Source organism: Paraburkholderia phymatum STM815, assembly GCF_000020045.1.
Taxonomy (GTDB): domain Bacteria; phylum Pseudomonadota; class Gammaproteobacteria; order Burkholderiales; family Burkholderiaceae; genus Paraburkholderia; species Paraburkholderia phymatum.
Genome location: NC_010622.1, coordinates 3,218,229 through 3,239,334 on the forward strand (window position 1 = coordinate 3,218,229; position 21,106 = coordinate 3,239,334).

A 21,106-nucleotide genomic window follows, 5' to 3' on the forward strand; every position below is an offset into this window, starting at 1 on the left:
CAAGTGGGGAGTTTAGACCGTCATTTCTGGACCGGTTCCGCGTGTTTCACGCTTTTACACCCTGTAACAGTGACACACGAAAAAGTTAGCGAGAGGTCATCGGGCTGACATTTTCGACCGTGTTACACCCCGCATTGTGGTGTTTTCGACGATAGGCGCCGGGTTTTTACCAGTGCTACCATCGCAAAAAAGCCGTCAACATGGCGACCCCGGCCGAAGCATCCACAAGATGCCAACGCCAATCAGTTTTTGGTGATCCCAGACTGGATGGAGGAGTACACATAATGAATGCCCCGCTAGACGTTGGCCAGCGAGCCTCGCTCGAGGCAGCGTTGAGTTCCGTCACGCTCGACGACAAATACACGCTCGAACGCGGCCGCGCGTACATGAGCGGCATCCAGGCGCTGGTCCGCCTGCCGATGCTGCAACAGGAACGCGACCGGGCCGCCGGGCTCAATACAGCCGGGTTCATCTCGGGCTATCGCGGGTCGCCGCTCGGCGGTCTCGACCTGTCGCTGTGGAAAGCGAAGAAGCATCTCGCCGCGCACCAGGTCGTGTTCCAGCCAGGCGTCAACGAAGACCTCGCGGCCACGGCCGTCTGGGGCTCGCAGCAGGTGAACCTCTATCCGAGCGCCAAATACGACGGCGTGTTCTCGATGTGGTATGGCAAAGGCCCCGGCGTCGACCGCTCGGGCGACGTGTTCAAGCACGGCAATTCGGCCGGCTCGTCGCGTCACGGCGGCGTGCTCGTGCTGGCCGGCGACGACCACGCGGCGAAATCGTCGACGCTCGCACACCAGTCCGAACACCTGTTCAAGGCCTGCGGCCTGCCCGTGCTGTTTCCATCGAACGTGCAGGAATACCTGGACTTCGGCCTGCACGGCTGGGCGATGAGCCGCTACTCCGGCCTGTGGGTCGCGATGAAGTGCGTGACCGACGTGGTCGAGTCGTCGGCTTCCGTCGATATCGATCCGCACCGCACACAGATCATACTGCCCGCCGACTTCGCGATGCCCGAAGGCGGTCTCAACATCCGCTGGCCCGATCCGCCGCTCGTGCAGGAAGCACGGCTGCTCGACTACAAGTGGTACGCGGGGCTTGCCTATGTGCGTGCGAACAAGCTCGACCGCGTCGAGATCGACTCGCCGCACGCGCGCTTCGGCATTATCACGGGCGGCAAGGCATATCTCGATGTACGCCAGGCGCTGACCGATCTTGGCCTCGATGACGAAACCTGCTCGCGCATCGGCATTCGCCTCTACAAGGTGGGCTGCGTGTGGCCGCTCGAAGCGCAAGGCGCGCAGGCTTTCGCGCGCGAGCTGCAGGAAATTCTCGTGGTCGAAGAGAAGCGGCAGATTCTCGAGTACGCGATCAAGGAAGAGCTGTACAACTGGCCCGACGCGCAGCGTCCGCGCGTGTTCGGCAAGTTCGACGAGAAGGATGGCGCAGGCGGCGAATGGTCAGTGCCGATGGGCAACTGGCTGCTGCCCGCGCACTACGAGTTGTCGCCCGCGCTGATCGCGAAGGCCATCGCGACCCGGCTCGACAAGTTCGACCTGCCGTCCGACGTGCGCGCGCGCATTGCCGCACGCATCGCGGTGATCGAAGCGAAGGAAAAGGCGCTGGCGCGTCCCAAAGTGGCGATTGAGCGCAAACCGTGGTTCTGCTCAGGCTGTCCGCACAACACGTCGACGAACGTGCCAGAAGGCTCGCGTGCGATGGCGGGTATCGGATGCCACTATATGACCGTGTGGATGGACCGCAGCACGAGCACCTTCAGCCAGATGGGAGGCGAAGGTGTCGCGTGGGTCGGCCAGGCGCCCTTCACGAACGACAAGCACGTGTTCGCCAATCTCGGCGACGGCACGTACTTCCACTCGGGCCTGCTGGCGATCCGCGCGGCGATCGCGTCGAAGGCCAACATCACGTACAAGATTCTCTACAACGATGCCGTCGCAATGACGGGCGGCCAGCCCGTCGACGGCACCCTGACCGTGCCGCAGATCACGCATCAACTCGCCGCCGAAGGTGCGAAGAAGATCGTGATCGTCACCGACGAGCCACAAAAGTACGACGCCAACGTCGGCCTCGCGCCCGGCATCGACATTCATCATCGCGACAAACTCGATGACGTGCAGCGCGAACTGCGCGATATCGAAGGCACGACGATCCTGATCTACGACCAGACCTGCGCAACCGAAAAGCGCCGCCGCCGCAAACGCGGCGCGTATCCCGATCCGGCGAAGCGCGTCGTAATCAACGAGGCAGTCTGCGAAGGCTGCGGCGATTGCTCGGTGCAGTCGAACTGTCTGTCCGTTGAGCCGCTCGAAACCGAGTACGGCACGAAGCGGCAGATCAACCAGTCGACCTGCAACAAGGACTACTCGTGCCTGAAGGGTTTTTGCCCGAGCTTCGTGACGGTAGAAGGCGGTCAGTTGCGCAAGCCAAAGGCATCGGGCCTCGCGAGCGAAGCGGTGCCGCCCGTGCCCGATCCGGAGATTCCGGCGATCACGCAGCCGTATGGCGTACTGGTGACGGGCGTCGGCGGCACGGGCGTCGTGACGATCGGCGCGCTGCTCGGCATGGCCGCGCACCTCGAAAGCAAGGGCGTCACCGTGCTCGATGTGACGGGTCTCGCGCAAAAGGGCGGCGCCGTGATGAGTCACGTGCAGATCGCAAACCAGCCCGCCGACATCCACGCAACGCGCATCGCGATGGGCGAAGCGAATCTGGTGATCGGCTGCGATTCGATCGTGACGGCCAGCGACGAATGTGTGTCGCGGATGCAGAGCGGCCGCACACGTGTCGTGCTGAACAGCGCGCCTACGCCGACGGCTGAGTTCATCAAGAATCCGAATTGGCGCTTCCCGGGCGCAAGCGCCGACGCGGACATCCGTGCCGCGGCAGGCGACGACAGCGTCTCGGCCGTCGACGCGAACCGTTTTGCCGTCGCACTGCTAGGCGACGCGATCTACACGAACCCGTTCGTGCTCGGTTACGCATGGCAGAAAGGCTGGCTGCCGCTGACGCATGAGTCGCTGATTCGCGCAATCGAATTGAACGCGGTCCAGGTCGAGAAGAATCGCGCGGCCTTCGAATGGGGCCGCCGCGCGGCGCACGACCTCGCGGCCGTCCGCAAGCTCGCGAACCTGCAAGATGGCACGGACGATGGCAATACGAATGCCGCAGGCAGCAAGATCGTCTCGCTGCACACACCGAAGGCGCTCGACACGCTGATCGACAAGCGAGCGCAGTATCTCGTCGCATATCAGAACGACGCGTACGCAACGCGCTATCGCAAGCTGGTCGAGGAAGTGCGCGCAGCAGAAACGAAGCTCGGTGCCGCCGACGGCCAGATGCCGCTGACAGAAGCCGTCGCGAAGAATCTGCACAAGCTGATGGCGTACAAGGACGAGTACGAGGTCGCGCGCCTTTATTCGGACCCGGCGTTCATCGAGAAGCTCAAGGCAAATTTCGAAGGCGACTGGAAACTGAGGTTCCACCTCGCGCCGCCCGCCACCGCGACGAAGGATACGCACGGCCATCTGGTGAAAAAGCAATACGGCCCGTGGATGCTCAACGCGATGCACGTGCTTGCGAAGATGAAGTTCCTGCGTGGCACGGCGCTCGACATGTTCGGCAAGACGGAGGAGCGCCGCACCGAACGCGCGTTGATCGTCGAGTATGAGGTGCTGGTGCGTGAGCTGATCGGCGGATTGACGGCCGAGAAGCGCGCACTTGCGATCGAGCTCGCGAATCTGCCGGACGGCATCCGCGGATACGGTCACGTGAAGGACAACAATCTGAAGAGCGTGCGGGCGAAGTGGGCATCGTTGCTCGCGAAGTGGCGCGCACCCGAGGGTGGCGCCGAGCGGCACGTGGCATAGCGCCGTTGGTTGTGGCAAAGAAAAAGGGCGCCTTGCGGTGCCCTTTTTCACGTCATCGCGCCGGAGGCACGCTCACTTCGCGGCCTGACGATCCACGCTGGCGTTCGCCGAAGCGACAGCCGTCATGTTGATGATCCGGCGCACGGTCGCAGCCGGCGTCAGGATGTGCACCGGCTTCGCAGCGCCGAGCAGGAAGGGACCCACAGTCACGCCTTCGCCGCCGATCATCTTCAGCAGGTTGTAGGTGATGTTTGCCGCTTCGACGTTCGGCATGATCAGCAGGTTCGCTTCGCCCGTCAGCGTCGTGCCGGGGAATGCTGCCTTGCGCACCGCTTCCGACAGCGCCGCGTCGCCGTGCATTTCGCCGTCCACTTCGAGATGCGGTGCGCGCGCGGCGATCAGTTTGCGCGCCTGCGCCATGCGGGCCGCCGAGGACGAAGGAATGCTGCCGAAGTTCGAGTTAGACAGCAGCGCGACCTTCGGCACGATGCCGAACTTTTCGATTTCGCGCGCGGCGAGAATCGTCATGTCGGCGAGCTGTTCGGCCGTCGGCACTTCGTTGACGTAGGTGTCGCTGATGAACAGGTTGCGGCCCGGCAGCATCAGCAGGTTCATCGCGGCGAAGTTGTCGACATTCGCGGCCTTGCCCAGCACCTGCTCGACGAATTTCAGATGCTCGTGATAGGTATCGATCAGACCGCAGATCATGCCGTCCGCGTCGCCGAGATGCACGAGAATCGCGCCGATCAGCGTGTTGAACTTGCGCATCGCGGCCTTCGCGACTTCCGGCGTCACGCCTTCGCGCGCGCCGATCTCGTGATACGCCTGCCAGCTCTTCTGATAGCGCGGATCGTCTTCCGGATTGACGATCTCGACATCCTCGCCGCACTTGAGCTTCGAGCCCATCTTCTTCAGACGCATCTCAATCACGCTCGGACGGCCGACGAGAATAGGCTTTGCGATCTTCTCGAGCAGCACGAATTGCGCCGCGCGCAGCACGCGCTCGTCTTCGCCTTCCGCGAACACGATGCGCGCCGGTTGCGCCTTCGCTGCCGCGAACACGGGGCGCATCACCATGCCCGTGCGGTAGACGGTCGCACCGAGTTGCTCGCGATACGCGTCCATGTCCTGAATCGGACGCGTGGCGACGCCCGAATCCATCGCGGCTTGTGCGACGGCGGGCGCGATCTTGATGATCAGACGCGGGTCGAAAGGCTTCGGAATCAGGTAATCGGGGCCGAATTCGAGCGAGTGGCCTTCGTACGCCTTCGCGACTTCATCGCCCTGATCGGTTTCTTCCGCAAGTTCGGCGATCGCGCGCACGCACGCGAGCTTCATCTCTTCCGTGATCGTCGTCGCGCCCACGTCCAGCGCGCCGCGGAAGATGAACGGGAAGCACAGCACGTTGTTGACCTGGTTCGGATAGTCCGAACGGCCCGTCGCGATGATCGCATCCGGACGCACCTTCTTCGCTTCTTCCGGGCGGATTTCCGGCTCGGGGTTCGCAAGCGCGAGAATCAGCGGTTTGTCGGCCATCGTCGTGACCATTTCCGGCTTCAGCACGCCAGCGCTCGAACAGCCGAGGAACACGTCGCAGCCGTGCATTGCGTCGCCGAGTGTGCGCGCGTCGGTGCTCGCCTGGTAGCGCTCTTTCGACGCGTCAAGATTTCCGCGGCCTTCGTAGATTACGCCCTTCGAATCGACCACCAGCGTGTTCGACTTCTTCAGGCCCAGATGCACGAGCAGGTCCAGACACGCGATGGCCGCGGCACCCGCGCCCGAGCACACCAGCTTGATGTCTTCCAGCTTCTTGCCGACCACCTTCAGCCCGTTGAGAATCGCCGCCGAGGCGATGATCGCCGTACCGTGCTGATCGTCGTGGAAAACGGGGATCTTCATGCGCTCGCGCAGCTTCTTTTCGATGTAGAAGCATTCGGGCGCCTTGATGTCTTCGAGATTGATGCCGCCGAGCGTCGGCTCCAGCATCGCGATCGCTTCGACGAGCTTGTCGGGATCCGACTCGCTTAGTTCGATATCGAACACGTCGATGCCGGCAAATTTCTTGAAGAGACAGCCCTTGCCTTCCATCACCGGCTTCGCGGCGAGCGGCCCGATGTTGCCAAGGCCCAGCACAGCCGTGCCGTTCGTGATCACGCCAACCAGGTTGCCGCGCGAGGTGTACTTTTGCGCGTCGAGCGGTTCGTCGTAGATGGCCATGCACGCCGCCGCGACACCCGGCGAATATGCCAGCGACAGGTCCAGCTGGTTCGAAAGCGGCTTGGTCGGGGTGACCGAAATCTTGCCAGGCTTCGGATTCTGGTGATATGCGAGAGCGCTTTGCTTCAGTTGTTCGTCCATTTTTAACCTGCGAGACGTTAATAATTGGGCCCGGCTCAATGTCACGTGCTGCGCTGGCCAATGTCGACGGGATGCTCGACGGCGGCGATTCTCGCGGGCGCCGGTTGGGCGCGGCGTCAAACCTCAGCGGAAAGCGGGCGGCGCTGAGCTTTTTCGGGTCGGTTAGTGTACACCCCGGATGGGTCACTTCGGGGGGCAGGTTTTGTACCGAACGGATAAGCCGGAGCCGCGCCAGTCTTGCTGCAACGCGACATGAAAGCACTTCCACGCGACTTGTCGTCGAGCCGCGGCGAGCGTTATTCGAGCGCTGCGCCGCGGCGTTCAGGAATCAGAAAGAGCGTCGCGAGGATGTCGAGCACGTAGATCGATGCGAGCACGCCGAGCGCCGCCGCAAACGAAAACTGCGCTGCCAGCGCGCCCACCGCCACGGGCCCGAAACCGCCGACCGCGCGGCCGATGTTGAACAGTACGTTTTGCGCCGTCGCGCGGGCCCCGGTCGGATACAGCTCGGAGATCAGCGCGCCGTAGCCGCCGATCATGCCGTTCACAAACATGCCCATCACCGCGCCGCCGATCAGCAGCGCGATCGGCGTGCCCAATTGCGAATAGACGAACACCATCACGACGGCACCCGCCTGATAGAACAGAAAGGCCGGCTTGCGGCCGAAGCGGTCGGCCGCGATACCGAACAGCCAGATGCCGGCCGCCATGCCGAGCACCGTGACTGCCGTCCATAGTCCGGAGCGCGTCAGCGAATAGCCGAAGGTTTTCGACAGGTAAGTCGGCAGCCAGATCATCAAGCCGTAGTAGCCAAAGTTCTGCACCGAACAGAGAATTGCCACGCCTACACTGGCGCGCGTAGTGCGGGCGTCGGCGAAGAGCAGCCTGAGCGGCGCGTTGGGCGCGGCGCGCGCGGCCCGTTCGGTGAAAAGCGCCGGCTCCTCGACGCGCCGCCGCACGAAAAATGACGCGACGGCAGGCAGCAGCCCTAACGCGAACATGCCGCGCCAGCCGATCACGGGCAACAGCAGCGGCGTGAGCAGCGCCGCCGCCAGCACGCCGAGTTGCCAGCCCAGCCCCACATACGACGACGCCCGCGCCCGCTGCGCCGCCGGCCAAGCCTCCGCGACGAGCGTCATGCCGATCCCGAACTCGCCGCCGAGCCCGATCCCTGCGATGGTCCGGTACGCGAGCAGATCGCCGTAGCCTTGCGCCAGTGCGCATAGCCCCGTGAAGACGGCAAAGATCAAGATCGTCCACGTGAGCATGCGCACGCGCCCGAAGTAGTCGCTCAACACGCCGAAAATTACGCCGCCCGCGACCGCGCCGACCAGCGTCCACGTGACCAGTGAGCCAGCTTGCGTCGACGAAAGCTGCAGGTCAGCGGCAATGGCGGGCAGCATGAAGCCCAAAATCAGCAGGTCGAAACCGTCCATCGCATACCCGAGCACCGACGCGATCAGCGCCCTCGCGGCATAGCCGGGGCGGGCGCGCTGGGCGGCGGGGTTTGAAGGCGAGGCGATGTTCATGGGCGGCAACCTGATACAGACAGGAGCGAAAGACCGTCCGTCAGGCCTTCCGGGGAAATCTGGCGTGAGTGTAAAGGCCACGGTTGGGCGTCACAACCCGGGCAAAAGTCATAGGCCGGAATGCACGGTCCTCAGGCTAAGGCCCGGTCGCGCCTACCGCTTTCGCCGCTTTGCGCCCTGGGAACAGTCCGAATCGGGTAAAATCGCGGGCTACGCGCGCAGCAAACCGGCCGGTTTCTCGACTCGTCCGGCATGTTTCGCCCACTAGGGCGCGAAACGTTACGCCTGCTGCGCCATCGGGCCGCGCGCCCGCCTCCCCGCTCACCACACCGAAGGATTCGCCCATGACAGGCTTCGATCGCCAGACGATCTCCGACACGACCGCCAAAATGCTGCTGGAAGTCCAGGCAGTGCATTTCAATGCGGAAAAACCGTACATCTTCACTTCCGGCTGGGCGAGCCCGGTGTACATCGACTGCCGGAAGCTGATTTCGTATCCGCGCGTGCGCCGCGGCCTGATGGAAATGGCGGAGGCGACGCTCCTGCGCGACGTCGGCTACGAGCAGATCGACGCCGTAGCCGGCGGTGAAACGGCAGGCATTCCGTTCGCCGCATGGCTGTCGGACCGCCTGATGGTGCCGATGCAATATGTGCGCAAGAAGCCGAAGGGGTTCGGCCGCAACGCGCAGATCGAAGGTCTGCTGACGGAAGGCCAGCGCGTGCTGCTGGTCGAAGACCTGACCACCGACAGCCGCAGCAAGATCAACTTCATCAACGCGCTGCGCACGGCGGGCGCGCAGGTGAATCACTGCTTCGTGCTGTTCCACTACAACATCTTCAAGGAAAGCGTGTCCGTGCTGAAGGACATCGACGTTGACCTGCACGCGCTCGCCACGTGGTGGGACGTGCTGCGGGTCGCGAAGCAACAGGGCTATTTTGAAACGAAGACGCTCGACGAAGTCGAGAAATTCCTGCATGCACCGGCTGAGTGGTCAGCGGCACATGGCGGCGCGACGGCGGCACCACAATAAGCGCGCTACCCGCACCGGCGTCTCGCGCACAGTCGGGCCTGCATACGAAAACGCCGCCTGTCTTGAAGACAGGCGGCGTTTTTTATTGCGTATGCACCTTAAGCTTTCGGCGTCTGATGGTCACTGTCCTGTCGACGCCTAACGTTCTTCCGTCGGCCCCGTGCCCGTATCTGCTGCACCCGGCGCATACGAAGACAGGTTCATCAAGCCGTTACTCTGCGCATACTGAAATAGTTCGGAGTCCCGTTCGAGCCCGAGTTTGCGCATGGCAGTATTCTTTTGCGTACTGATCGTCTTAATGCTGCGATTCAGCTGTTCGGAAATTTCCTTGATCGTCATGCCGGACACAAATAGACGAACCACCTCGAGTTCACGTTTCGAAAGAATCACTTCGTCGTTCTTACCGCCCGTATTCATGCGCAATGTATCGAGCGCCGACTTTACCGACGGACTCATATATTCGATGTGCCGGCTGACATGCTGCACTGCAAGGCCGATATGACTCAGATCGTCCGACTTGTTGACGACCGAGATCACGCCAAGCTCGCTCAGACGCTTCAATAACGCGGCGTTTTCGAGCATCGTCAGGACGACTATGGGCAAGTCAGGAAAATTCCGACGCAAATAGCCGATCAACGGTAGGCCGTCACCGTATTGTCCGCCTGGCATGGCGAGATCGGTGACGAGCACATCGCATGGGGTCGTCTGCAATATCTTCACCAGCTCTGTGGACTGCCTTGCGCGCGCGACCACGCGGATGCCCTGGAACTTGAGCAACGCCTGTTCTGCGCCAAAGAGAATTACTGGATGGTCATCGGCGACCACGACCCTGATGGGATCTTGCATGGCCCTTCCTTCAACTGACAATCCACGCTCCGAAACTTCAGTCATGCAACTGTTCTTAGTTCTAAATTTCTCGGACTTGTCTGCTTGCTTACAACTGCGGACGACTGCAGCGACTATAGCCGATTTCGCGCCGCAACGGCCCCTCATCGAGCACAAATGGCTACATAAGATGTAATGTTAGACTCGATTCGTCGCTTGGGCACTAAAAAGGACAACAATCCCTCGTAAAGACAATTCTTTGCGACCCTGACAGGAGATTCGGCACATGCGCTTGCGTTGCACGGTCGTTCCGCCCGCTTCGTTACGTTCGTTCCAGCCGTTTCTGAATTTTGTGCCGATGTTCGCCGCTTTGCTCGTCGCCGTCCTGTTGGCGCCTTACGCTTCGGCGGTCCGTGCAGACACCGTCTTCACGGTCACGAGCGCGAACCTTCGCGCAGGCGCCACCGTGGACAATGCGCAGGTACTCGACCGATACGACTGCAAGGGGCAAAACCGTTCGCCACAACTTAGCTGGCACAACCCGCCCGACGGCACACGCAGCTTTGCGGTCACGATGTTCGATCCTGATGCACCCGGACGCGGCTGGTGGCATTGGGCCGTCACGGGCATTCCCGCGACCGTCGATCGATTGCCGGAAAACGCGAGCGCGTCCGGCTTTCTTAAGAAGCTCGGCGCCGTCGAGGCGCGCAACGATTTCGACATCGACGGCTATGGCGGCCCGTGCCCGCCGCCCGGCAAGCCGCATCGGTATGTGATTACGGTGTATGCGCTGAACACGTCCAATCTCAGGCTCGCGCAGGGTCGGCCGTCGCTGATGTTCGACCATGAAATCAGCACTGCAACGCTCGGCTACGCACGCATGATCGTCACGTACGGCCGCTAGAATTCGTCGCCGTTTTAGGAGCGGCGTGACCTCTTCTCCACGACTCCCGAAGCAGCGACGTCGTTCGCTGATTAGACTTACGTTAATTCTCGCAACGATGGAGCTGTCGATGTCCAAAATCATCATCGTTTATCACAGCGGCTACGGTCACACGAAGAAGCTCGCGGAGGCGGTGCTTGCGGGCACGCTGGACGGCGGCGCCGATGCAAGGCTGATCGCCGTCGGCGAACTGGACGACGCCGCCTGGGCCGAACTGGACCTGGCCGACGCCATCATCTTCGGCGCGCCGACCTACATGGGTGGCCCCTCCGCCGACTTCAAGAAGTTCGCCGACGCAAGCTCGAAGCCGTGGATGGGACAAAAATGGAAAGACAAGATCGCCGCGGGTTTCACCAACTCTGCGACGATGAATGGAGACAAGTTTTCGACCATCCAGTATCTGATCACGCTCGCGATGCAGCACAGCATGATCTGGGCTGGGCTAGGCATCATGCCCGCCAACACGAAGGCGGCGACGCGCAACGACCTGAACTACGTCGGCGGCTTCGCGGGACTGCTGTCGCAGTCGCCCGCCGACGCGTCCCCCGAAGAAGCCCCGTCACCCGGCGACCTGGATACGGCGAAGGTATTCGGTGCGCGCATCGCTGCCGTGACGGCGCGCTGGAAGGCGGGGCAGCCAGCATAAATGCGCGGTTATGGCAGCCGGGAGCCGCGTCTGTCACGCCGCTGTCACTGTTGCGGCGCAACGTGTTTTTCTGCCGATTCCGCGCGCACGCCGCCGCACGGTCTTAAAATAGCGTTCCGGCGCCCGTGGCGCCCCGTTTTACCGCCGTTTTACCAGCCAGCGAGATTGAGATGAGCACGAAAGTTTTTGTCGACGGACAGGAAGGCACGACTGGCCTGAAGATCTTCGAATACCTGTCGCAGCGCGCAGACGTTGAAATCCTCCGCATCGAAGAAGCGAAGCGCAAGGATATCGACGAGCGCCGTCGTCTCATCAACGCATCCGACGTCACGTTTCTGTGCCTGCCGGACGTCGCGTCGCGCGAATCGGCGTCGCTGGTCGAGAACGACCGCACGGTGCTGATCGACGCGAGCACGGCTTTCCGCACCAGCGCCGACTGGGCGTACGGCCTGCCTGAACTCACACGCGCGCAACGCGAGCGCCTGCGCACGGCCAAACGCGTCGCGGTGCCGGGCTGCCATGCGTCGGCGTTCGTACTGGCCATGCGCCCCCTCGTCGAAGCGGGCGTCGTGCCGGCCGACTTCGCCGCGCACAGCTATTCGATCACCGGCTACAGCGGCGGCGGCAAGAAAATGATCGCGGATTATGAAGCGGGCGGTAACCCGAAGCTCGACAGCCCGCGTCCCTACGCACTCGGCCTCACCCACAAGCATCTGCCGGAAATGGCCGCGCACACGGGCCTGAAAAGCGCGCCGATCTTCACGCCGATCGTCGGCAGCTTCTACAAGGGCCTCGCCGTCACGACGTATTTCACGCCCAGCCAGCTTGCCAAGCCGACCACGCCGCAAGACGTGCAGGCTCTCTTCGCCGAATATTACGGCGGCGAGCAGTTCGTGCGCGTTGCGCCGTACAACGCCGACGACAACCTCGACAGCGGCTTCTTCGACGTGCAGGCGAACAACGACACCAACCGCGTCGACCTGTTCGTGTTCGGCAATGAAGAGCGCTTCGTGACCGTCGCGCGGCTCGATAACCTGGGCAAGGGCGCGTCGGGCGCAGCGATCCAGTGCATGAACCTCGCGATCGGCGCGGACGAAGCCGCAGGCCTCACGCGCTAAACGCATCCCCGCGACGGCTCACGCCGTCCCGCACACGACAAAGCCGGCATTCACGCGCCGGCTTTTTCTTTGGCTTATCAGTCCGCGATTCGAAGCGACTTATTAAAGCGCGATAACGCCTTTCATTGTTCCGACTATCTCGAGTACTCCTGATACGCGGGTATTTGCTGCCTCATTTTTATCTTAAAGGCGTCTTTACCGCATAGGGACTTTGCGTCGCTGGACGCGTGCGCCCCGAAAGCGGGCGACAACCTCGTCACGCTCGGCTGGTTTCACGTCATGCCGCAGGATTCGATCATCACGTACCTCGCGCTCATACAAATTTTGAGCGGAGGCGAGCGGGCAAGCGCCAGGCAAAAAAAAGCCCGCCAAGGCGGCGGGCTGAATCCATATCAGAGGAGACATGGAGGAGACAAGACGAACTATAGCAAATGGCTTGGTGCATTGCAACATGCCGCATTAGAGCGTCTCTTCCACGCCGTACAGGGATGAGAAAGAGCGACAAAACGTCGCACCACACCATCTGGGCGTGTTTTTTTGCTTCGCACCATGCGACGTGCGCGGTCAGTGTCTCACCAGCGCCATCATCGCGCCGAAGCCGACGAACACGCCGCCCGTCAGCCGGTTGAATGTCTTCGCAACACTGCTGCTCTTCAGCTTCGCGCCGATCTGCGTGCCGCAAGCCGCGTACACGACGTACCAGCTCACTTCCATCACCGCCGTCGTGGCAACGAGAATCGCGAACTGCGGGAGCGTCGGCCGCGCGGCGTCGATGAATTGCGGCAACAGTGCGGCCGAAAACAGAATGGCCTTCGGATTGCTGCTGCCGACCAGAAAGCCATTGCGCATGAGTGCGCCACGCGACGCAACGCGCTCGCCGGCCGCCTCGTGCGCGCCATGCGTGCCTGCGTCGACCCGCGCCGCCGCGGCTTCGCGCACGGGCGCGCGCCACGCCTTCACGCCGAGCCAGATCAGATACGCCGCGCCGAGCAGACGCAACGCGTTGAACGTCGCTGGCCATGCCTTTAGCAGCACGCCGAGGCCCGCGACGGACACCGCGAGCATCAGGATCAGCGACGTCAGGCAGCCGGCCATCGTGGAGGTGGTGTGACGCATTCCGTAGCGCGCGCCGTGCGTCATCATCAACAGCATGTTGGGGCCGGGAATCGCGCAAACGACGAAAATCGTGGCGACGTAAAGCCACCAGGCATGCAGACTCATGATGCGTATTGCTCGCTGAAGAGAAAAAACGGGCGGGACGGACATTATGCCCGCCCCGCCCGTTTCGACGCCGGTTCGCGCCGTCCGCCGATGAAATGACCGCAAGCATCGGCAATCGACCCGGCAGGCGACGGGCGATGCCGATGCGTCAGCGCCCTGCGCGACGCGACGCGACCTGGCCCAGCACCGCGAAATCCTTTTCACCGTCGCCGTGAGCGACGGCTTCGATGAGACTGTCGCGCACGACGCTCGCCACCGGCAGCGGCGTCGAGACCAGCTCGGCGGCCGCCAGCGCGAGACGTACGTCCTTCAGACCGAGACGCGCCTTGAAGAGCGCCGGCTCGTAGCGTTGTTCCGCGATCATCTTGCCGTAGCCCTGATAAACGGGGCCGGGAAATACGCTGTTCGTGATCACGTCGAGAAAGTCCTGCATCGCGACGCCATGACCGCCGAGCAGAGCCGACGCCTCGCCAAGCGACTCGACGGCGGCTGCAAGCATGAAATTCGCCGCCAGTTTCACGACATTCGCCTGCTGCGGCAGCGAGCCGATACGCCAGGTTTTCTGGCCGATCGAATCGAAGACGGGCTGCACACGGTCGATCGCCTCGGCGGGCCCGGCGGCGACAATCGTCAGCTTCCCTGCCGCGGCGACGTCGGGTCGGCCCATGACGGGCGCCGCCACGTAGTGCACGCCGCGGCTGGCGTGCGCCGTCGCCAGTTGTTCCGCGAGCGACACGGAAATCGTCGCCATGTTCACGTGAATCAGTCCGCGCGGCGCATGTTCGAGCAGCGACGCGCTGATGACATCGTGCAACGCGGCATCGTCGGCGAGCATCGAAAAGACGGCGTCGCCCGTGAAGGCTTCCGCGGGCGAACCGACCACCTGCGCACCCAGCCCGACGAGCGGCTGTGCCTTCTCCGCCGAGCGGTTCCAGACGCGCACGCTATGCCCCGCTTTCAACATGTTTGCGACCATCGCCGCACCCATTTCGCCGAGACCGATAAAACCGATGTCCATCACTAGCTCCTGTTGAAGAACCCGAAGTAGAGCACAGCCGCGCGCGTCGTGCAGGTAATTGCCCATCGGCGCGGCGCTTCTTGCGGTGCGATACTGACGTCATGGTCACCGCGACTTTCCGCTTCTACGAAGAATTGAACGACTTCCTGGCGCGGCCGCTGCGCCGGCAATCGTTCAGTTGCAAGTGCGCGCGCGCCGCCTCGGCGAAACACATGATCGAGGCGCTCGGCGTACCGCATACGGAAGTGGAATTGATCCTCGTGAACGGCGAATCGGTCGGTTTCGAGCATCAGTTGCAGGAAGGCGACCGCGTTGCCGTCTATCCGAAGTTCGAAGCGCTTGACATCCAGCCCCTTCTGCGTGTGCGCGAGCGACCGCTGCGCGTAGTGCGTTTCGTCGCCGACGCGCATCTCGGCGGCCTGGCGCAACTGCTGCGCCTCGCGGGCTTCGACACACTTTACGACAACCATTACGCGGATTCGCATATCGAGTCGATTGCATCCGACGAAGACCGCATCGTACTTACACGCGACCGCGAATTGCTGAAACGCCGCTCGATCACGCATGGCTGCTACGTGCGCGCGCTGAAACCCGAAGCGCAGTTGCGCGAGATGTTCGACCGGCTCGATCTGGCGCGCAGCGCGCAACCGTTTCGGCTCTGCCTCACCTGCAATGCGCCGCTGCGACGCATTGCGAAGGACGAAGCGATCGGCCGCGCTCCCGATGGCGTGCTCGAACGGCATTCGCAATTCGTCACTTGCGATGTGTGCCGGCGCGTCTTCTGGGAAGGCTCGCACTGGAGGCGTATGCGCGCACTGATGGACAGCGTGACGGGCGCGGCAACACTGGCACGATAGCCCCGCGAGCCGCGTCATTCGATATCCGGCATTCGCGCACCATGCGATGCGTACAATGCGGGATTGCTTACCCGTTTGAGGTTTTCCGCATGGCAATGAAGAAATTCGACCTTGAGAAAAACAAGGCGCTCAAGCTCGGCAACGACATGAAGCAGACGCTCTCCGCTGACCGCTTCGGCAAGGCGTCGTCGCAGCAGGCGCAACTGGACCGCCGCGAGCAGCGCAAGCTCGATCAGGCAAAGGGCCTCGTGCCGTTCGCGTGCAAGCTGCCCGAGAAGCTCGTCGAGCAGTTGAAAGAGCGCGCCGCGACGCATCCCGAAGGCATGAACGGGCTGATCGCCGAACTGCTGGTCAACGGGCTCGCCGCGAGCGCCTGATCCGTTTCGCGCCGCTTTCGCCTGGATGGCCCAGAAGACGAAAGCGGACCGGGCGCACCCGAAATGCAAAAGGCCGAAGCATCTGCTTCGGCCTTTTTTATTGCTGCGCCGGCATCGCTCGCTTTCGAGCGGCCGGCGTGGCGAACGGGGCTGCTTAGTTCGGCGTGCCCTTGTCGTTCGTGCCAGCTGCCGAAGCAGCCGACGACACGCCAGCGCGCTTGCCATGCGTCTTCAGTTGCTTGTGGGCATGCTTCGGCTTCGCGGCGCTAGCTGCTGCCGGCGCTGCATCGGATGCCTGTGCGAAAGCTTGAACGGACACCAGCGCGAGCGAGGCGGTGACGAGCGAGGCGATGATCTTCTTCATGTGTGTTATCCCCAAACCTGACGACTTTAAGTCAAATGTTGAATTGGAACCGCATGATGGCGAAGCCGGCAGACCGTTGGCCCGGCGGCTCCCCGCGGCGAGTATCACGCAGCATAGGCGGTTTGTCATCTCATAAAGTTCGATATGTATTTTCCGGGAGACAGCTTTCTTACTGATTTATTACTTGTAGCTTTCGATATATCGACGCTTCCCGACATGCCACCCGGGTATCATGTCGGCTGTCACTCCTGACGGTCTCGATGTGACCAGTTGCGCTTTTGGCGCATGCAAGTGTCCACCGCTTGCCACACAAACGAAACGAGCCGTCTTGCCAGGAATTTCCGCTTGAAAACCGCCACTCGCCAACATCTGCGCGCGAATCTTCTGATGCTCGTCGCCGCAACGATCTGGGGCAGCGCATTTGTCGCGCAACGCCTGAGCCTCGACTCGATCGGACCGTTTCTCTTCACGGGACTGCGCTTTCTGCTAGGCGCGTTCGTTGTCCTGATCGCGTGGTCGATCGCGCGACGACGCAAGCCGGCCGACGCACGTGACGCAGCAGCGTCTCTTTCGCCCTCTGCTTCGCCAGCGCTCTGGCGCGACGGCGCACTGCTCGGCCTGCTGGTCGCCGTGTCGATTTCCTGTCAGCAGATCGGCCTGCAATACACCAAGGTCGCGAATGCCGGCTTCATCAGTTCGCTGTATGTCGTTATCGTGCCGTTGATGGGCGTGGTGCTGCGTCATCAGACGGGCATCGGTGTATGGCTTGGCGCGACGCTGGCCGCGCTCGGCATGTATTTCCTGAGCGTCGACGAGCATTTTTCGATTGTCTACGGCGACTGGCTGCAGCTCGCGGGATCGCTCGTGATTTCCGCACAGGTCGTACTGGTCAGCCGCTTTGCGCGCCGTCACGATCCGTTGGCGCTTGCGCTGGTGCAGTTCGTTGTTTGCGCGGTGGTAAGCCTTGCAGTTGGGCTGGCCGTCGATCCGTTGCGCATCGGCGACATCGTCCGCGCCGCGCCCGCCATCCTCTACGGCGGCGCGCTGTCGGTCGGCGTTGCGTACACCATACAGGTCGTCGCGCAAAAGCACGCCGCACCAGCGCATGCAGCCGTGATTTTCAGCATGGAAGGCGTGTTCGCCGCGTTGGCGGGCTGGCTCGTGCTGGGCGAAACGCTAGCGCCGCGCGCGCTGCTTGGATGCGCGTTGATGCTGGCTGGGCTGATCGTGTGTCAGGTGATGCCGATGTGGACGACGCGCCGCGATATCTCATCGGATTCGGCGGAGCCTGCCTGAACGCAGGCAGGCATGGCGTTTCCCGAAACCAGCCATGCGGACGATTCACGCCGCCACTTCGGCCGCCATGCTGCGCCAGCGTTCGACGCGCCGGGGTCTGTACGGCGTCGGCGGGAAAACGCACCAGCAGCCGTCGTCGTGACGAAAGAAAAACAGCGAGCGCATGCCGTCCGGCGATGATGTTTCAACGCGCACGTAGCGCCTGTTGTCCCATTTCGTGCGGCCGAACTGCGTGACATGCACAGGCGAGTCGACGGGCGCCAGCCACTTCTCGACCAGAAAACGCAGCGACTGTTCCGTGGCGTTTCTCATGATGTTCTCCACGTCGTCTTGCCGCGAGGGTTGTCGCGCGACGTGCCCGGCTTGTCCTGCTCCTCTTCTGCCGCCTCTTCCGCCGCGAGCTCGATCGCCCGTTGCGTTGCAGCCGCGCGCAGCGCCCTGCAATCTGCCGCGTGCCGCATGTCCGACAGCAGCCGGACCAGTTGTCGCGCGTTTCTGCGTTTCATAAGCACCCCCGCACCGCACAAAAGACTTGAGAAAGCACTTTAACTTTATGCCTTGATCTCTCATGTCTCCAGTTGTTTTGACGAAATAGCAACAGTCAAATTCGAATGGGACGACTGAGTATTCCGTCGGTTTTCATCGTGCTCCCGGCGGCGCGCCCGTTCTGTGCGCTGGCGACCTCAACGCAACAGGTGAAAAGGCCGCGCGGCGCGTGAAATGGCATTGAAAATGCTGTCATCCGTCGTGCGGCGCTTCGGCAAAACGTCAGTTCACCGAAGGGGCGCGTCGGGTCAATGCTTTCTGTAGTCCAGCAAGCACCGCGCCTGCCGCGAGCACGCATGCGGAATAAACCAGGCCGCGCTCGAGGCCCACGCCGTCCGACACCCAGCCGATCACGGTTGGCCCGACGATCTGTCCGAACGCAAACACGATCGTGAATGCGCTGATGCCGCGGCCCCAGTGCGCGGCGGGCAGATTGTGACGCACGAAAGCCGTCGTCGAAGCAACGGCCGACAGGAACGTCGCGCCGAACAACAAGCCCGACGCAAACGCAACGACGGGATGCGCAACGATTGCGGGCATCAGCGTCGCAAGCGCGAGCAACGCATTGAGCAATGCGAGCGCCTGGCCGCCGCGCGTGCGATCGAGCAGCCTCGACCAGATGCGCGCCGACACGATCGTTGCGACGCCCAGCAGCACATAAAAGCCCGTGACGACGCCTGCGCTCATGCCGCCGTTGCGCAGCAGCGCGACGATGAACGTCATGTAGCCGATGTAGCCGACGCCGAACAACCCGTAACCGGCAAGCGCGAACGCATAACGCATCGTCGCGGGCGCGCGCCCGGCCGCCGACGCAACGCTCGTCGTCTCCGTGCGCAGCACGTGCTGCCTGTCGATACGCCGCGCCGCGCGCCCCGCGAGCAAAGAGAACGCGACGCACGCCGCCGCGAGCGCGAACCACGCAAGCTGCCAGACATGCGCGCGATGCAGCGACGAAAACGAAGCGAGCGCCAGCGGCACGAGCAGCGCCGATGCGACGATGCCCCACCCCGTGCCGCCGTAGTACAGACCGAGCACCAGCCCCGCGTCGCGCGGATGCGCTGTCGCGAGCCGCGCTGCCAGCACGCCGCCGCTCACGAAAACGAAGGCGCTCGCGATGCCCGTGGCGACGCGCTGCGCCAACAGCGCGTTCGTATCGGTCAGCATCCCCGTGATCGCCATCAGCAACGCGGTTGCGATGCATCCCGCCACGCACAGCACGCCCGCCGACCAGCGGCGCGACATGCGCGTGAACGCGAGCGCGCCGAGCAGATAGCCGAGCGCGTTCGCCGTGTTCATCGCCCCCGATTGCGCGAAGCTCCAGCCGAGGTCGATTTTCATCGGCGGCAGCAGCAATGCATAGGAAAAGCGCGCGAGCCCGAGCGCGATCGCGCTGCCCATTGAGAGGCATACGGCCAGCCAGAGCGCCCGACCGCGCCGCGGCGAATCGGCAATGCCAGCGTCGTGAGCAACTCGCGGCGCCGACGCGGGTTGCGTATGCCGCAAGTCTCGTTGCGCCAGATTGTTCAGGCTGCTGCACCAGGAAACCAGGCTTCGGGCAAAACCAGTCGTCATGTCGTTGTTTGTATCGATCGATTGGGCTATCACTGTACCTCGCGGACATGCGTGCAGCGTGCCTGGCGGGCGCCGTGTTCTGCGCGAGACGCTCGCCGCACGCTCCGCAAGCCTGCCAGCTTGATCTCACAAGCTCACAGGCATAGCACACTCACGGCACCTCACCGCATCATCACGACGGCGACCTCGGTCGCGTCGAATCGGCTTCTCGTGCTGAGTCACCGGTTCGTCGGATCGCGCGCTCCCAGGCAACCGATCGACGGCCGGAATTGCGGGCAAATCTGCTCACTGTTCCTTCGATGGCTATGCGTTTTGCGAACGTAGACTTCATCCTGTCTCCACGTTCTCCGTGATTCTTTACGCAATCGGAATCATCGGGACGTTTCGCGCCACGGCTTTGACCGTGGCGCTTTTCTTGCGAAATCCGGCGAACGGACGGGACATGCGGCCGCGCGCGAGAAAGCGGCCGGTCCGGGGACTCATCCGCACCGATAAGCCATGAAATCGATTCACGATCTGCGCACTGACGACATCGCCTGCGAAGCACTGCTGGGCGCGCTCGACGGCAGAACGCAGCTGGTCGCCATCTACGACGCAAGCGACCGGCTGATGTTCGCGAACAGCGCGTTCAAGCATGCGTTCAGGCTCAACCGCGAGCGCGGCGACATCACGTTCGCCGATCTCGTGCTGCGCGGGATTCTGGGGCAATGCGGGCCGCGCATCGGAGGCGACGACGCGTCGGCCGTGATCGCCGATGCGATCGCCGCACGCCGCGAACGCGCCGGACAGCGCAGCTTCGCGACGGAGCTCGTCGACGGACGCTGGTTCTGGATGACGGAATCGCTGCTGGAGAACGACTGGATCGTGCTGACGGGTACCGAGATCTCGGCACTGCGCTCCAACGAGCAGGCGTGGATCGGCGCGCACGAACGCGCGGTGCAGGAAGCGCGCACCGACGCGCTGACGGGCCTCGCGAACCGGCGCCATTCGATGTCGTCGCTCGAACTGGCGATCACGGCTGCTGCCGGCACCGAGACGCCGCTCACGGTCGCGCTCGTCGACCTCGATCATTTCAAGCAGATCAACGATTCGCACGGGCACGCCGCAGGCGACGCGGTGCTGCGCGATTTCGGCGAAGTGTGCCGTCACGCGACGCGTCAGACGGACATCGCGGGCCGCATCGGAGGCGAGGAATTTCTGGTCGTGTTTCCGTCGACGTCGGTCGAGCACGGCGTGTCGGCTGTCGAACGGATGCGCCGCCAGGTGCTGAGCCGCCGCGTGCAGGTCGCCGATGACCGTGCGATCCGCTATTCCTTTTCGGCGGGCGTCTGCAGGGTGGAACTGAGCGACGACCTCAACACGACGCTCGCTCGCGCCGACAGCGCGCTGTATTCGGCGAAGCGCGAAGGACGCAACCGCACCGTCGCGTGGTCGGCACCGTTGCAGTAAGTCCGGCCTGAGTTTCCGCGCCTGCACGGCACAACCCGCCAGCAACGCCCCGCAAAACGCGCAATCGCC

The 21,106-nt window shown here is 63.0% G+C and carries 18 protein-coding genes; 9 read left to right on the forward strand and 9 right to left on the reverse strand.

Annotation, left to right across the window (positions count from 1 at the left end):
• The first annotated feature begins 284 nt into the window (after positions 1-284).
• Positions 285-3,887, forward strand: coding sequence for an indolepyruvate ferredoxin oxidoreductase family protein (locus tag BPHY_RS14615; RefSeq protein ID WP_012402219.1), 3,603 nt, complete (start codon positions 285-287; stop codon positions 3,885-3,887).
• A gap of 72 nt (positions 3,888-3,959) precedes the next feature.
• Here the strand turns inward: BPHY_RS14615 and BPHY_RS14620 are convergent, their stop codons facing one another.
• Both BPHY_RS14620 and BPHY_RS14625 read right to left on the reverse strand, forming a co-directional pair.
• Complete coding sequence (locus tag BPHY_RS14620; RefSeq protein ID WP_012402220.1) at positions 3,960-6,245, reverse strand: NADP-dependent malic enzyme; 2,286 nt, start codon at positions 6,243-6,245, stop codon at positions 3,960-3,962.
• Between the two features lie 296 nt (positions 6,246-6,541).
• Positions 6,542-7,774, reverse strand: a complete 1,233-nt coding sequence (locus BPHY_RS14625; protein WP_012402221.1) for an MFS transporter — start codon at positions 7,772-7,774, stop codon at positions 6,542-6,544.
• 344 nt (positions 7,775-8,118) lie between these two features.
• On the opposite strand from BPHY_RS14625, the gene BPHY_RS14630 reads away from it, so the two are divergent.
• The gene (locus BPHY_RS14630; RefSeq protein WP_012402222.1) at positions 8,119-8,805 is read left to right on the forward strand and encodes an orotate phosphoribosyltransferase; all 687 of its coding nucleotides are present in this window, start codon (positions 8,119-8,121) and stop codon (positions 8,803-8,805) included.
• A gap of 138 nt (positions 8,806-8,943) precedes the next feature.
• Here the strand turns inward: BPHY_RS14630 and BPHY_RS14635 are convergent, their stop codons facing one another.
• On the reverse strand, positions 8,944-9,651 hold the full coding sequence (locus BPHY_RS14635; RefSeq protein ID WP_012402223.1) for a response regulator: 708 nt from the start codon (positions 9,649-9,651) through the stop codon (positions 8,944-8,946).
• Between the two features lie 265 nt (positions 9,652-9,916).
• On the opposite strand from BPHY_RS14635, the gene BPHY_RS14640 reads away from it, so the two are divergent.
• From BPHY_RS14640 to argC, 3 genes are all read left to right on the forward strand, one after another.
• Positions 9,917-10,534: a YbhB/YbcL family Raf kinase inhibitor-like protein gene (locus BPHY_RS14640; RefSeq protein ID WP_012402224.1), complete on the forward strand. Its 618-nt coding sequence runs from the start codon at positions 9,917-9,919 to the stop codon at positions 10,532-10,534.
• 109 nt (positions 10,535-10,643) lie between these two features.
• On the forward strand, positions 10,644-11,219 hold the full coding sequence (locus BPHY_RS14645) for a flavodoxin family protein (RefSeq protein ID WP_012402225.1): 576 nt from the start codon (positions 10,644-10,646) through the stop codon (positions 11,217-11,219).
• A 170-nt stretch (positions 11,220-11,389) separates the two neighbouring features.
• Positions 11,390-12,337: an N-acetyl-gamma-glutamyl-phosphate reductase gene (gene argC / locus BPHY_RS14650; RefSeq protein WP_012402226.1), complete on the forward strand. Its 948-nt coding sequence runs from the start codon at positions 11,390-11,392 to the stop codon at positions 12,335-12,337.
• Positions 12,338-12,901: 564 nt separating this feature from the next.
• Here the strand turns inward: argC and BPHY_RS14655 are convergent.
• Together BPHY_RS14655 and BPHY_RS14660 are read right to left on the reverse strand one after the other, a co-directional pair.
• The gene (locus BPHY_RS14655) at positions 12,902-13,558 is read right to left on the reverse strand and encodes a LysE family translocator (RefSeq protein WP_012402227.1); all 657 of its coding nucleotides are present in this window, start codon (positions 13,556-13,558) and stop codon (positions 12,902-12,904) included.
• Between the two features lie 148 nt (positions 13,559-13,706).
• On the reverse strand, positions 13,707-14,576 hold the full coding sequence (locus BPHY_RS14660) for an NAD(P)-dependent oxidoreductase (protein ID WP_012402228.1): 870 nt from the start codon (positions 14,574-14,576) through the stop codon (positions 13,707-13,709).
• Positions 14,577-14,677: 101 nt separating this feature from the next.
• Here BPHY_RS14660 and BPHY_RS14665 point away from each other — a divergent pair, with 101 nt between their 5' ends.
• Both BPHY_RS14665 and BPHY_RS14670 read left to right on the forward strand, forming a co-directional pair.
• Positions 14,678-15,433, forward strand: coding sequence for a Mut7-C RNAse domain-containing protein (locus tag BPHY_RS14665; RefSeq protein ID WP_012402229.1), 756 nt, complete (start codon positions 14,678-14,680; stop codon positions 15,431-15,433).
• Positions 15,434-15,522: 89 nt separating this feature from the next.
• A complete protein-coding gene (locus BPHY_RS14670) occupies positions 15,523-15,810 on the forward strand; it encodes a hypothetical protein (RefSeq protein ID WP_012402230.1) in 288 nt (95 codons plus the stop codon).
• A 154-nt stretch (positions 15,811-15,964) separates the two neighbouring features.
• Here the strand turns inward: BPHY_RS14670 and BPHY_RS14675 are convergent, their stop codons facing one another.
• Positions 15,965-16,174, reverse strand: a complete 210-nt coding sequence (locus tag BPHY_RS14675; RefSeq protein ID WP_012402231.1) for a hypothetical protein — start codon at positions 16,172-16,174, stop codon at positions 15,965-15,967.
• Between the two features lie 345 nt (positions 16,175-16,519).
• Between BPHY_RS14675 and BPHY_RS14680 the strand changes: the two genes are divergently transcribed.
• Complete coding sequence (locus BPHY_RS14680) at positions 16,520-17,470, forward strand: DMT family transporter (protein ID WP_041763627.1); 951 nt, start codon at positions 16,520-16,522, stop codon at positions 17,468-17,470.
• Positions 17,471-17,515: 45 nt separating this feature from the next.
• On the opposite strand, the gene BPHY_RS14685 is transcribed toward BPHY_RS14680, so the two are convergent.
• The 3 genes from BPHY_RS14685 to BPHY_RS14695 form a co-directional block, all read right to left on the reverse strand.
• Positions 17,516-17,782, reverse strand: coding sequence for a hypothetical protein (locus BPHY_RS14685; RefSeq protein WP_012402233.1), 267 nt, complete (start codon positions 17,780-17,782; stop codon positions 17,516-17,518).
• Entirely contained in the window at positions 17,779-17,976 is a 198-nt protein-coding gene (locus BPHY_RS14690; protein ID WP_041763628.1) for a hypothetical protein, read from the reverse strand. Before BPHY_RS14690 ends, BPHY_RS14685 begins: the two co-directional genes overlap by 4 nt.
• A gap of 262 nt (positions 17,977-18,238) precedes the next feature.
• Positions 18,239-19,414, reverse strand: coding sequence for a YbfB/YjiJ family MFS transporter (locus tag BPHY_RS14695; RefSeq protein ID WP_012402234.1), 1,176 nt, complete (start codon positions 19,412-19,414; stop codon positions 18,239-18,241).
• Between the two features lie 672 nt (positions 19,415-20,086).
• Between BPHY_RS14695 and BPHY_RS14700 the strand changes: the two genes are divergently transcribed.
• Positions 20,087-21,037: a GGDEF domain-containing protein gene (locus BPHY_RS14700; protein WP_012402235.1), complete on the forward strand. Its 951-nt coding sequence runs from the start codon at positions 20,087-20,089 to the stop codon at positions 21,035-21,037.
• Positions 21,038-21,106 lie beyond the last annotated feature (69 nt).